General features: G+C 33.6%; 11 protein-coding genes. 3 read left to right on the forward strand and 8 right to left on the reverse strand.

The window, feature by feature from the left end; translation table 11 throughout:
• Positions 1 to 37: 37 nt before the first annotated feature.
• Positions 38 to 1,138 (reverse strand): DUF4407 domain-containing protein, encoded by a 1,101-nt coding sequence (locus LL966_RS10665; protein WP_229353057.1) that lies wholly within the window; start codon positions 1,136 to 1,138, stop codon positions 38 to 40.
• Positions 1,139 to 1,375: 237 nt separating this feature from the next.
• Here LL966_RS10665 and LL966_RS10670 point away from each other — a divergent pair, with 237 nt between their 5' ends.
• Both LL966_RS10670 and LL966_RS10675 read left to right on the forward strand, forming a co-directional pair.
• On the forward strand, positions 1,376 to 4,186 hold the full coding sequence (locus tag LL966_RS10670) for a TonB-dependent receptor (RefSeq protein WP_229353058.1): 2,811 nt from the start codon (positions 1,376 to 1,378) through the stop codon (positions 4,184 to 4,186).
• Between the two features lie 76 nt (positions 4,187 to 4,262).
• Positions 4,263 to 5,321, forward strand: a complete 1,059-nt coding sequence (locus LL966_RS10675) for a phytase (RefSeq protein WP_229353059.1) — start codon at positions 4,263 to 4,265, stop codon at positions 5,319 to 5,321.
• A gap of 142 nt (positions 5,322 to 5,463) precedes the next feature.
• Here LL966_RS10675 and pckA read toward each other — a convergent pair whose 3' ends face one another.
• Both pckA and LL966_RS10685 read right to left on the reverse strand, forming a co-directional pair.
• A complete protein-coding gene (gene pckA, locus LL966_RS10680) occupies positions 5,464 to 7,068 on the reverse strand; it encodes a phosphoenolpyruvate carboxykinase (ATP) (protein ID WP_229353060.1) in 1,605 nt (534 codons plus the stop codon).
• 300 nt (positions 7,069 to 7,368) lie between these two features.
• A complete protein-coding gene (locus LL966_RS10685; RefSeq protein ID WP_229353062.1) occupies positions 7,369 to 7,755 on the reverse strand; it encodes a DUF423 domain-containing protein in 387 nt (128 codons plus the stop codon).
• 185 nt (positions 7,756 to 7,940) lie between these two features.
• Between LL966_RS10685 and LL966_RS10690 the strand changes: the two genes are divergently transcribed.
• Positions 7,941 to 9,305 carry a saccharopine dehydrogenase family protein gene (locus LL966_RS10690; RefSeq protein WP_229353063.1) on the forward strand — a complete coding sequence of 455 codons (1,365 nt, stop codon included), beginning with the start codon at positions 7,941 to 7,943 and terminating at the stop codon, positions 9,303 to 9,305.
• 222 nt (positions 9,306 to 9,527) lie between these two features.
• Here the strand turns inward: LL966_RS10690 and LL966_RS10695 are convergent, their stop codons facing one another.
• The 5 genes from LL966_RS10695 to LL966_RS10715 all read right to left on the reverse strand — a co-directional run bounded on the left by LL966_RS10695 (position 9,528) and on the right by LL966_RS10715 (position 13,822).
• On the reverse strand, positions 9,528 to 10,748 hold the full coding sequence (locus LL966_RS10695; protein WP_229353064.1) for a M56 family metallopeptidase: 1,221 nt from the start codon (positions 10,746 to 10,748) through the stop codon (positions 9,528 to 9,530).
• Positions 10,745 to 11,116, reverse strand: a complete 372-nt coding sequence (locus LL966_RS10700; protein WP_229353065.1) for a BlaI/MecI/CopY family transcriptional regulator — start codon at positions 11,114 to 11,116, stop codon at positions 10,745 to 10,747. Before LL966_RS10700 ends, LL966_RS10695 begins: the two co-directional genes overlap by 4 nt.
• A 46-nt stretch (positions 11,117 to 11,162) precedes the next feature.
• Positions 11,163 to 12,143, reverse strand: coding sequence for a DUF6624 domain-containing protein (locus LL966_RS10705; protein ID WP_229353066.1), 981 nt, complete (start codon positions 12,141 to 12,143; stop codon positions 11,163 to 11,165).
• Positions 12,144 to 12,160: 17 nt separating this feature from the next.
• Entirely contained in the window at positions 12,161 to 12,583 is a 423-nt protein-coding gene (locus LL966_RS10710) for a hypothetical protein (protein WP_229353071.1), read from the reverse strand.
• A gap of 222 nt (positions 12,584 to 12,805) precedes the next feature.
• On the reverse strand, positions 12,806 to 13,822 hold the full coding sequence (locus LL966_RS10715) for a glycosyltransferase 61 family protein (protein ID WP_229353072.1): 1,017 nt from the start codon (positions 13,820 to 13,822) through the stop codon (positions 12,806 to 12,808).
• Positions 13,823 to 14,039: the final 217 nt, after the last annotated feature.

Below are 14,039 nucleotides of genomic sequence, written 5' to 3' on the forward strand. Positions count from 1 at the left end.
AATTTGACTTTGAGACTTTTGACTTTCGACTTTCAGACTAAAGCGTCGCTTTCTGTTTTTCTACAAATTTATGCGATTGCAACTCCAATAACTCCTTTGCATTTTTTCGCTGTAAATCAAATAAACTTTTGTCTTCTGCAATGTCAGCGTAGACTTTATCGTGCATTTCGGCGCTGGTTTTAACCAATAACTCGCGTTGGTATTTGTTCTGTGACAAAGTAGCTTTCATGGCGGTTTCGGCTTCTTCTTGTTTGAAATCGAATTCTCCTTTTGGAGCTAATAATTTGGCAATAATTGGAGAAGTTTCAATGGCAAGAAACAACAGCATGATAAAAAATGACGGAAGCCAAGGCAGTTTATTTAATGCATTGATACGCGCCATTAATCCGTCGAAACCTTCGATGATGGGCTGTGTTTGCGAAACTTTTTTGTCTAAATCGGCTTGAAGCTGTACGCCTGCTTTTTCTTTTTCGGCGATTTTAGCTTCGTTTGCTTTTTTCAGCGTTTCGTATTCTTTTAAAGCGGCATCGTGTTTCTCTCGCTTTTCTTTGTAAACTGGACCTTTTCCAAGTTTTTTAGTTCCTGCAGTTCCTTCAGCTTCTGTAATATAAGTCGAATACAAATCGTTTACCTCTTTTTCTTTCTTTACAATATCAGCTTTTAAAGCGACTACTTCGGCTTTGTTTTTATCTAAATCTGTTTTGAAATACGTTCCAATTTGTTTTTTATTCGCCAATTCCATTTCGTTTTTCTCTTTCAACAAAACAGTATTGATTTCTTTTTCGAAAATTTTAATCTCTAAAGGTTTCGAAATTACAATCGCAATAATAACCGCCAATATAATACGCGGAGTTGCCTGCAGAAATTCGTCCATAAAACGATCTCTTTTCTTAATCGTAGAAACAATAAAACGGTCTAGATTAAAAATCAGTAAACTCCAAACAAATCCGAAAATTAAAGCTGGATAAATAGAATCGAAAACGGTAAAAAGCGCATAAGCACTGGCTAAGAAAGCCATAACTGCTGTAAAGAATACTGTGGCGCCAATACCAACATATTTGGTTTGTTCGCCTTCTGAGCAGTCTTTCAAGAGATCTCGGTCGACTCCTGAACATAGGATAAAAAATTGTTTTAACATGATTGATGATTTTTGATTGATTGATACGGCAAATTTAACGCCAAATTTTCAATTACGATTAAATTATTTTTTTCTTTTTAATTGTAAATCAATTATTTGATGTTTTTGATGTTATTTAAAGATTAATAAATTCCAACAACAGCATATCAATCGTAACACTATCTTAATTTTTTTTCAAGAGTTTAGTAATAATAGGGTTCTAGCTTCGCAAACGAAAAATCAAACTAAACACACACAATGAAAAAATTTTATTTATTAACCGCATTCTTTTTATTCGCCTTTACAGGTTTTGCCCAGAAAGCGATTATATCTGGAAAGATATTAGACGCTGATGACAAACTTCCTCTGCCTGGAGCTATGGTTCAAATTGTAGGAGAGAAAAAATACACCGTTTCTGATTACAACGGTCGTTTTGAATTATTAAATATTAACGAAGGAACTTATAAAGTTGAAGTAAAATATATTGGATATACCGCTTTAACTCAAGAAATAAAAGTTGAACAAGGAAAAAACAACGTAATTGATTTTACCTTGAAAGCTTCTGAAAATGAATTGAAAGAAGTTATTGTTGGAGACATCTTAAAAGGTCAGGCAAAAGCTTTAAATCAGCAAAAAAACAATAAAAATATCGGAAACGTTATTTCTTCTGATCAAATGGGACGTTTTCCAGATGCTAACGTAGGAGACGCTTTGAAACGTGTTCCTGGTATCACAATGCAAAATGACCAAGGTGAAGCTCGTAATATTATTATTAGAGGTTTGGCTCCGTCTTTGAACTCTGTTACTTTAAATGGAGATAGAATTCCGTCTGCCGAAGGTGATAACAGAAACGTACAAATGGATTTAATTCCGTCTGATATGATTTCTACAATCGAAGTAAACAAAACCCTTACATCAGATATGGATGCTGATGCAATTGGAGGTTCTGTAAACTTAATTACAAGAGCAACTCCAAACGGAGAAAGAATTTCTGCAACACTTGCTGGAGGATATTTGCCAATTCGTGACCACGCTTCTTATACGGCTGGTTTCGTTTATGGTAATCGTTTTGTTGACAACAAACTCGGAGTTGTTGTGAGTGGTTCTTACAACAATGTGGATTATGGTTCTGATAACATCGAAAACGAATGGGTAAGAGATGAATTTGGAAATGATTATTTACAAGCAGCAGAAATCAGAAAATACGATGTACAACGTATTCGTCGTAGCGGATCTGTAGCTTTAGATTATAAATTTAACGAAAACAACACCATTTTTGCTAATGCCATCTACAACTGGAGAGATGACAGAGAAAACCGTTTCAGAACTACTTATGATGATATCGAAGCTATTTATGATGGAGAAACTATTACAGGATTTGAAGGTCGTGTAAAACGTCAGACAAAAGGTGGTTTAGACAATAATAGAAACAAAAACAGAAGATTAGAAGATCAAAGAGTTCAAAATTACTCTCTTCGCGGGGAGCACTTAATCAATTCTACGTTAGATTTAGATTGGTCTGCAAACTATGCAAAAGCTAGAGAATACCGTCCAGGTGAGCGTTATATCGAATACCGTCAAAAAGGCTTAGAAATGTTTCAAGACTTAACTGATCCAAGATTTCCTTTGATGACAACAGCTGGTGAAGCAAATGACCAATTTGAATTTGATTCTGTTACTGAAAACACAGACGAAACAAGCGAAAGTGAATTTGGCGCAAAAGTAAATATCCGTTTTCCATTCTCTGTAATTGCAGGAGAAAAAGGAAGATTGAGAACAGGTCTTAGACTTCGTTTGAAAGAGAAAGAAAGAAACAATATGTTTTACTCTTATACTCCATTAAATAATGATATGGAACTACTATCTGATGTTCCTACATCTTATTTTGATGGACAAGGATTTAATCCAGGAAGTAAATATGTGCCAGGAACTTTTGCTTCTGCAAATTATTTAGGAAGTTTAGATTTAAACAACGCTACTTTATTTGAAAAAGAAACAGATCCAGCTGAATATTTGGCTGTTAACTATAACGCTAAAGAAAGAATTTCTGCTGCATACGTAAGATGGGATCAGGATTTTAATGACAAACTTTCAATGGTAATGGGTATCCGTGTTGAAAACACTCATATTGACTATACAGGAAACCGCGTATTAGACGAGGAAGAATTAGAAAGCAAAATCAACAATACAAACTCATACACAAATGTATTGCCAAGTATTTCATTTCAATACAACGCAACAAAAGATTTAATCTTAAGAGCTGCAGCTACAACAGCTTTGGCTAGACCAAACTATTATGCACTTGCGCCTTATGTAAACAATATTGCTGCAGATAAAGAAATTACAGCTGGAAATCCAGGTCTTAAAGCTACATATGCATACAACTATGATTTCATGGCAGAAAACTATTTCAAATCTGTTGGTTTAATTTCGGGAGGTGTTTTCTACAAAAGATTAAATGATTTCATTTATAACTACAGCGACAATCAATATACTGATGCGAAATTTGCTGCAGATTTCCCAAATCAAATAAATCCAATTCCAGCTGGAGAAAACTGGTCTTTCTTACAGTCAAGAAACGGAGACAATGTTAATGTTTACGGATTTGAGGTTGCATTACAACGCCAGTTAGATTTCTTGCCTGGTAAATTCCTAAAAGGTTTTGGTATCTACTTGAACTATACGTACACAAAATCTAAAGCAAGTGGAATTGCTGATGAGGATGGAAACGAAAGAAACAACATTAGTCTTCCAGGTACTGCACCACACATGTTTAACGGATCTTTATCTTGGGAAAACAAACGTTTCTCTGCTAGAATCTCAACCAACTTTACATCTGATTATTTAGATGAATTAGGTTCTGAGTCTTATAAAGATAGTTTTTACGACAAGCAATTTTTCTTAGATGCAAATGCTTCTTATAAAATCACAAAACAATTACGAGTTTTTGCTGAAGCGAATAACTTAACAAATCAACCGTTACGTTACTACCAAGGAGTTGCAGCTCACACAAAACAAGCTGAATATTACCAAGCGCGTTACAACTTCGGATTGAAATTAGACTTGTAACATACCCCTTTTAAAAATTCTTACATTAGACAGAGTTTAACCGCTCTGTCTAATTGCATTAAAATATATTACACAAATGAAAAATAAATCTTTAGTTGCTCTTTTACTTTTAAGTATTTCTTTTACAGCTTGTAAAGACGACAAATTAGCACCAGTTCAGCCCAATGCTGTTAAACCAACTGCGGTTACAGAAGCTTTGCCTCATGATACAGACGATCCTTCAATCTGGATTAATCCAACAGACGCTACAAAAAGTATTATTGTTGGAACAGACAAAGACACAGACGGAGGTTTGTATGCTTTTGATTTGAATGGAAAAATCCTTAAAAAATCAATTACCTTAAAACGTCCAAACAATGTTGATATCGCTTATGGATTAATTATTGACGGAAAAAAAGTAGACATTGCCGTAACTACAGAACGTGAAGAAAATAAAATCAGAATTTTCAGTTTACCAGATTTAGAACCAATCGACAACGGCGGAATTCCTGTTTTTGAAGGAGAAGCACAACGCGATCCAATGGGAATTGCCTTATATACGCGTAAAACTGACGGAAAGATTTTTGCTATTGTGGGAAGAAAAACTGGACCTTCAGGAAGTTATTTATGGCAATATAAACTTTCTGGAAACGGAAAATTTGCTGCAGCAAAAGTGGTTCGTAAATTCGGTAATTACAGTGGTAAAAAAGAAATCGAAGCCATTGCTGTTGACAACGAATTAGGAACAGTTTTATATTGTGACGAACAATTCGGAATTAGAAAATACAAAGCAGATCCAGCTTTAAACGATAATAAAGAATTGGCTCTTTTTGGGCAAAAAGATTTTAAAGCAGATAATGAAGGAATCGCCATCTACAAAAAAACCGATTCTACAGGATATATCTTAGTTTCCAATCAGCAAGCAAATACTTTTATGGTTTACCCAAGAGAAGGTGCAAAAGGAAATCCAAACAGTTATCCGTTATTGGCTGAAATTCCGACTTCTACGGTAGAATGCGACGGTGCAGATGTAACAAGTATAAACTTAGGCGGCGCATACAAAAACGGACTTTTCGTAGCGATGAGCAACGGGATGACTTTCCATTATTATGCTTGGGATTTAATGCAAAAACGCATCAACGAAGCGAAAAAGTAATTTATTTTTTGAGGTTTTTCAGTCGCAGTTTTTCAGTGTTCTATTTATTTTTTTTTATTTTTTTTACTGCGATTGAAAACCAAACAAAAAAAGCTGTTCATTAACTGAACAGCTTTTTTTTATTTGAATTAATGAATTCCTTTTATTCTGTAATCGGTGCTCCTGCTAAGATTTCAGCATTTGCAAACTCTTCAAATTTCGCAAAATTAGCTTTGAATTTTCCAGCCAATTCTAACGCTTTTTTATCGTATAAATCTTTGTCTTCCCAAGTATTTCTAGGATTTAAAATTTCCTCTGGAACATTCGGGCAAGATTGTGGTTTTGCAATTCCGAAAACGGTATGATTAACATATTCTACATTATCCAATTCTCCTTTTAATGCAGCGGTAATCATCGCACGAGTATATTTCAATTTCATACGGCTTCCTGTTCCGTAAGGTCCACCAGTCCATCCTGTGTTGATTAACCAAACTTTCACTCCCGCATCTTTCATTTTTTTGCTTAACATTTCAGCATAACGCGTTGGGTGCAAAGGCATAAATGGCGCTCCAAAACAAGCAGAGAAATTAGGCTGTGGTTCTGTAACTCCTGCTTCTGTTCCAGCAACTTTTGCCGTATATCCAGAAATAAAGTGATACGCTGCCTGACCTGGAGTTAATTTTGAAATTGGAGGCAGAATTCCGAAAGAATCAGCCGTTAAGAAAAATATATTTTTAGGATTATGTCCCACCAAACCTGGCTGAACATTATCAATATGTGTTATTGGGTAACTTACACGAGTATTTTGCGTGATCGAAACATCATCGTAATCTACTTCGTTTGTTCCAGCCTTGAAAACTACATTTTCTAAAAGCGCTCCTTTTTTGATTGCTCTAAAAATGTCTGGTTCGTTCTCTTCAGTTAAGTTAATTACTTTAGCGTAACATCCACCTTCAAAATTGAAAACCGTATTTTCGTTTGTCCATCCGTGTTCATCGTCTCCGATTAATTTACGTTCTGGATCTGCTGATAAAGTTGTTTTTCCTGTTCCAGATAAACCAAAGAAAATCGCTGTATCTCCTTCTTCTCCAACATTCGCACTACAGTGCATTGGAAGCGTATTTTTGAAAACTGGAAGGATAAAGTTCAATGCAGAAAAAATTCCTTTTTTCATTTCTCCTGTATAACCAGTTCCGCCAATTAAAGCGATTTTTCTAGTGAAATTTAAAATAGCAAAATTAGATTGGCGTGTTCCGTCTACTGCAGGATCTGCCATAAAACTTGGAGCACAAACTACTGTCCATTCTGGAGAAAAATTAGCTAATTCCGATTCTTCTGGACGTAAGAACATATTGTAGCAAAACAAATTTGACCAAGCTGTTTCGGTTACAACACGTACATTCAATCTATAATTTGCATCAGAACACACATAAGAATCACGAACAAAAACTTCTTTGTCTGATAAAAATGCTGTTACCTTGTTATAAAGCTTATCAAAAGCTTGAGGTTCAAACGGGATATTTACATTTCCCCACCAAACTTGATCGTTTGTTACATCGTCTTTTACGATAAAACGATCCTGCGGAGAACGACCTGTAAATTCACCTGTATTAATTGCTAACGCTCCGGTAGAATTCTCAACACCTTGTCCTGACTGCAACGTAATAGCATGTAATTCATCTGCTGATAGTTGGTAACGAACTTTTGCATTTTCAATTCCTAAGTCTTTTAACGAAATCGATTGCGCGAAAACTGTGTTAGTGTCCATAAATTTAAGTTATGTTGTGGTTTTTGTTTAAAGCAAAATTACAGATTAATTTTTATTTGACTCAAAATACTTAAATTTCACTCTGATTTATATCAAAAAAGTAAAATTTCACTTTAAAAAAAATAAAAACAAAAAAATAAGCGCCTTTAATTTGTTTGTTTTCAGCCTGATACGCAATATTTGTTATATTATTTTTATTTAAAAACATAAAACAACAAAAAATCACATAAATAAAGCTATATGTTATTTATGTGACAAAATTAAAAATTAATTCTTAGACAGAATTTTTTTTTCGGGATTTTATGATTTTCGCTTCAAAATCGTAAAGAATAATAGCGCCCAACCTATAATTAATAGAAAACCACCTATTGGAGTTGCGAATACTATAATTTTAGAATAAAACAAAGTATAGTCTTTTGTGGCCACTAAATAGATTGAACCGCTAAAAAGAACAACACCGGCAACTATAAAATTATAGATTGCTTTTAAGGTCTTTTCTGCAAGATCTTTTTGAGTAGCTAAAAAGAGTAGAAAAAGAGCGTGATACATTTGGTATCGAACACCTACTTCAAAAGTATTTAATTGATCAACGGAAAGATATTTTTTTAATAAATGAGCTCCAAAAGCACCCAAAATAATAGCTAACATACCTATAAAAGCTCCAGTAAGAACAAGTTTTCTTTTCATGATTTATCTTTTGAAATTTGACACAAAAATACTTCAAAGCATCTAAAAAATCGCTTAACTTTCCATATTATTTAGAATAAAATCAAACCATTTTTTCTTTCAATTCTAAAAATAAATTCTCTTTTATTTAATTTATATTGTTACATTTATAACATTTAAATATATTTGTGTTAAATATTTAAAACATGAGAAACGTTTTAATAATTGGAGCAGGAAGATCTGCATCGTCTTTGATTCGATATTTATTATCTAAATCTACTGAAGAGAATCTACATATTACTGTAGCTGATCTCTCTTTGTCTTTAGCGGAAGCTAAAACACAGCATCATCCTCATGCAACTCCACTTGCCTTAAATATTTTTGATACGGATGAAAGACGTAATGCTATTGAAAGTGCTTCAATCGTAATTTCCATGCTTCCTGCGCATCTTCACATCGAAATTGCAAAAGATTGTATTGAATTCAAGAAACATCTTGTAACCGCTTCCTATATAAGTGATGCGATGCAGGCAATGGATACAGATGCAAAACAAAACAACCTAATCTTCATGAACGAAATTGGTCTTGATCCTGGAATTGATCACATGAGCGCCATGAAAGTTATTGATGAAATACGGGCAAAAGGCGGTAAAATGCTTTTGTTTGAATCTTTTTGCGGCGGACTTGTAGCTCCTGAATCTGATAATAATTTATGGAATTATAAATTTACTTGGGCACCTCGTAATGTGGTTCTGGCGGGACAAGGCGGCGCAGCAAAATTTATTCAAGAAGGCACTTATAAATACATTCCCTATAGCGCTTTATTTCGCAGAACAGAATTTCTGGAAGTAGAAGGTTACGGAAAATTCGAAGCGTATTCCAATCGTGATTCTCTTAAATACCGCTCTATTTATGGTTTAGATGATATTCTGACTTTATATAGAGGAACAATCAGAAGAGTTGGTTATTCTCGGGCTTGGAATATGTTTGTGCAACTCGGAATGACAGACGATAGTTATGTAATTGAAGGTTCTGAAGACATGAGTTACCGTCAGTTTATCAATTCTTTTCTACCTTATCATCCAACAGATTCTGTAGAAATCAAAACTCGATTGATCTTAAAAATCGATCAGGACGATATTATGTGGGACAAACTTCTGGAACTGGATTTATTTAACCCAAACAAAAAAGTAAATCTTCCGAATGCAACTCCGGCTCAGATTCTAGAAAAAATCTTAACCGATAGTTGGGCTTTAGAACCAGACGATAAAGATATGATTGTGATGTATCATAAATTTGGTTATGAATTGAATGGAGAAAAGAAACAAATCGATTCAAAAATGGTCTGCATTGGAGATGATCAAACGTATACTGCAATGGCAAAAACCGTTGGACTTCCAGTTGCGATTGCCACATTGTTAATCCTAAACGGAAAAATTACAACTCCTGGCGTTCAGCTTCCGATTAAAAAAGAAGTTTACGAACCTATTTTGAAAGAATTAGAAGAATATGGCGTCATATTTAACGAACAAAAAGTACCCTATTTTGGATATAATCCAGACTTATTTTAAGCTGGATCTGCATTTTTATTTTTAGAATTTTATTTAATTAGTTTTTTAATTTTATCCGCTTCTAGTCATATAGAAGCGGATTTTTTTTCTTTTAGAGGTGCCAAGGTGCAGAGGTTTTGAGTAGAACTCAATCTTTGTCAAAGTTTAAAATTTTGACAAAGAGAAAATCCTCAATCCCTTTGCACCTTTGCTACTCTGCACCTTTGTTCCTTTCAAAAAAATTTATTTAGCTGATTGAATTGTAATTGGCAGCGTATACATTACACGAACAGCTTCTCCATTTTCAGAAGCAGGAATCCATTTTGGAGAAAGTTTTAATACTCGAATTGCTTCATCGCCTAAACCATATCCTAAATCTTTTACCACTTTAAACTCAGATAAACTCCCATCTTTCTCAACCATAAACTCCATAAAAATTTTTCCGTCAATTTTTTGCTTATCAAATTCTGCAGGAATTTTAAAATTCTGACCAACGAACATATAGAACTTTTCAATTCCACCAGGAAATTGCGGTTCATTTACAGTTGTCTTAACATCACTAATTCTTAAATCTTTTGGATTTTCTGTTTTACTTGGCTGAGCAACTGCTTCTGCATTAAAAACAAAAAGCAGTAATACAAAAACAACGGTTACAGAACCAATTTTCAAAATCATTTTAATCGGAGATTCTTCTTTAGTCATCATTAGTAAACGTTTTTTAGTGATGGAATAATTTATAGTGCTGGCAAGAGAAACGGTACTTTTATGCGAAGCAAAATCTAATAGAAGATTCTGATAATTTCTAATCTCGCCAAATTGTTTATTTACCGCTTCATCGGCCAAAAATTCATGATTGAGTTTGATTTCTTTTTCAAATAGTGCAAATAATGGATTAAACCAAAACAGAATCTGCAAAACCTCCACAAACAAAATATCCAAAGTATGTCTCTGCTCTAAATGCGCCTTTTCGTGCGCTATTAATTCTGGCGGAATTTTACCATTTTTAAAATCTTCCTGATTGATAAAAATAGCGTTCCAGAAAGAATGCGGCAGAACTCGATCTTTAGTCAAAACAATTTTTTGTCCTTTCACAAATTCGACTTTACTTCTTTTCTTTCTAATCGTAAAAGAATATATATTTCGGATCAAACGAACGATCAAAATTGCAGTAATTAAAAGATAAATTACACTCAAAAAGTAGGTTAGAATTTCGCTGTAATTTATTTTATTTAAAACGGCTTTATCGGTTACAATCATAATTTCGTCCAGTTGAATCGTTTTTATTGGAGTTGAAAAAAAGGCTCCAATCGAAAACAATTGCAACGGAATTATCAAACTAAAAACAATACTGGTTAATAAATAAGCGCGATTAAAGCGAAACATTTTTTCGTTTTCCAAAAGCATTTTATACACTAAATAAAACACAACAAGTAATGAACCTGATTTTAAAAGATACGTTATCATTTTTTCTTTTTTTGAATTTCTGAGTCGATTATTTTTTTAAGATCTTCCAATTCCGATTCCGACAAATTGGTTTCCGTTGTAAAAAACGAAGCAAACTGCGATGCCGAATTATTAAAAAAGTTACTTATTAATCCGTTTACGTGCTTAGAAAAATAGGTCGTTTTTTTAACTAGCGGATAATATTCGCGTGAATTTCCGAATTCATTATAAGCAACAAACTTTTTGTCGATCATACGCTTCAAAAGCGTTGCCACGGTTGTCGTTGCCGGCTTTGGATCTGGATAAGCTTCGAGCAAATCTTTCATAAAAGCCTTTTCAAGCTTCCATAAATGTTCCATTAATTGTTCTTCTGCGTTCGATAATTGCATATTTTTTAAGTGCTAAGGTTCTGAGTGACTAAGATGCTAAGTTTTTTTAGCCTTTGTCTATTTTCTTTTTTTTCTCGTCCAGTAATTTTTGAAATTCTGGAAGTTCTTTTTTATATACTTCCACATCCCAAGTTGCGTCCCAATTTTTTAGATAATCTGATAAAGTTCCTAATCCAACTGAAGCTCTTCTTTTATCTACATTATCAGGGTCTTCGAGAGGAGATACAAATGGCTTTTTAGTCATGGGATGTTTAGAAATCTGGCTTCCATAAATTTGTTTTTTGCCTTCTCTTAACGCAACTCTGTCTTCAAGTAAGGCCAGAGAACTTGCTTTAGCATTTCCTTTTTTAACCGCTTCTCTCATCATTGGCAAATATTTTTGCTGGTATTTTAAATCGGCGTGTTGTATTACCAAAAACAATGTCTCACTAGCTTGAGATCCGACAGCATCTTTCCCAATCCATCCTTTTTCATCTAATATTTTTACAACCTTAATTAGATTTATGCTGTCTTTATAACTCATTATTTTACCAATACTATCCAAAGATTTACTGCCAGCTCCTTCTGTTTTGTAAATTTTCATAGCAATTCCGCGAATGTCTTGATCATTTGCATAAATTTCTAAAAGCTCTTTTTGCAAAGGCTTATCGTAATGAGCTCCAAGAATATCTAATTTCTTCTGCAATTTATCAATTATTTCTTTCCATTCTTTTTCTGCATGCAAACGCTTCAAATCGCCGTCTATTTGCATGTGCGTATTATTTTCATAGCCTTTATCAATTGCAAGATTCAGCCATTTGAATGCTTTTTTATTTTCTAAAGCCAAAGACGCAGCACATCCGGCATTGTATAAATCACCCGAATCTTTCTTTTCTATTTTAAAGGCTTTTTCGTAATAGCCAACAGACAGTTTATAATTTTCTACTTTGTAACAGGAATCTCCTTTTTTAATCCATTCTTTATAAGTTTGCGCTTGAGCAGAAACACAGTTTGTTACAATAAAAAAGAAAGCAAGTAATTTTTTCATAGATTAAAGTTGATGGTTTATTTTATATTATGTTCTGAGATTAATTCGCCTTTTTCGTAGTTTTTGATTCCCTTCAGCTTTCCTTTATCCGAATAGAATTTCCATTCTCCAAAATAAAACCAATGCGTTTCTGCCTCGTTTATTTCTAATTTGGTTTTCCCTTTCGATTCCAGTTTTCCGTTTTCGTAATAACTTTTTACAATACAGATTCCGTTTTTATATTTTTCTGATTTGTAAAGTTTTCCATTTATAAAAGTTTTCCATTTTTTAACTGCAAGATCCTTTTTATAAAATTCAACAGATTTATATTCTATACTATCCTGAACATAAACCTCAACCCATTTCCCCTCTTTCTTTTTATCGATTTTCTGATTAATAACCTTCAATTTACATCCAAAAAATGAGAGTAAGATTATAGCAAAAAGTATTTTTTTAATCATTTCGCCTCTACAATTATAGATTTAACTCTACAAATGTAGAGTTAAATTTCAAAAAAGCAAGAAAAAGTTTTCTTTTTTTAATTTAAAAACCAAAAAACCAATCAAATAGAAATGTTTCTATTTGATATAAAACGATAAGAATGAAAATTAAAGAAAATAAATTGTTCCTAAAAACATCAATAAAGACCTCTGAACCTTTGCCACTATGCCACTTTGAACCTCTTAAAAAGGAAGCAGCTCCAAAGTCCTTTCAACCTCTTCAAAATCAATAGAGAAGTTTTCTTCTTTTTGAATTCCAACAACAAAACTGTAATTGATATTTTCCATGTCTGTTGTATTTTTAATAACCGCGCTGAAACGAGTTGGAGGCTGAAGAACCAAAACAGAAGATCCAGGTTCGAGCATCATTAAACCATGAAATAAATGACTTCCTTCTATGCCAATAAGAACTTTGGCGCCCGAACAAGCCAACAGTATTTCTGATGCCATATTTTGAGTTACGTCTACGATTTTAAAACCGTATTTTTCGCGGAGTTTTTCTGCAATTTCAATTTCATTTAGCATCACGCGAGAGATTCCCGAATTGCGTCTTAAAATAAAAACGCCGGGATGAGAATTTGCTGGAAATCGAGCCAATAATTTAGCTCTGTTTGCTGCAAATCGGAGGTGTTTGCTTTCGTTATTTCCCCAATTATCATCAAATAAAATCGCATTTTTAAGATACGCTGCATTCGTTCGAAACGGATTCATTTCTAAGAACGATTCGTATTCCGCCATGTGAGAATATGGAATAATATTCGAGGTTACAGGAGTTCCTTCGGCAGCAGCCAAAGCATAATTTGCACAATCGTCTGTAAGCCAAAGACCAAAATATTGATTGCCTTCAGAAGTGCTGTAAAGTGCCGCATGATCTATTTCCGTATCTATTAAGACATGCGGAAAATAATTCATTTTATTAGAAAGCTGATAAGTGGGATGAAGTCTAAAATTGTGAAGTCCTTTATAAATAAAACCATTAATCATCCAGATATCTTTGAGTTTGTATGCACGCGTTTCCTGGTGCTCAACCTCGAAGCCTCCATTCATGGCTTTAAACGGATCATCTGTGTAAGCTGTGCCCGTAATTCGATCTAATTGACCTTCCAAAAAAAAAGCTTTAGGTGAAATAGTGGTATTTCCAGGAGCAATCCGCCATGATTTAACAGATAGGCTTTGTAAAATTTCTCCCTCCCGAAACATGCCGTGGGATTTTTTTATTCCTCTAAGATATCTTGTATAAGCTATAGGCGAAAATCTAATTTTTTTTTGAATTATGTTCATTGGCGAATATTAAAATCAACATTAAAATAACATTAGAAAATTTGAAACAATAAGATTATTATCAATATACAAACATAATATTTGACAATAATTTCAAATTTAACTTAAATTATCTAATAAACAACAAATTGAACAT

This window comes from Flavobacterium chungbukense (assembly GCF_020805785.1).
In the GTDB taxonomy this organism is placed as follows: domain Bacteria; phylum Bacteroidota; class Bacteroidia; order Flavobacteriales; family Flavobacteriaceae; genus Flavobacterium; species Flavobacterium chungbukense.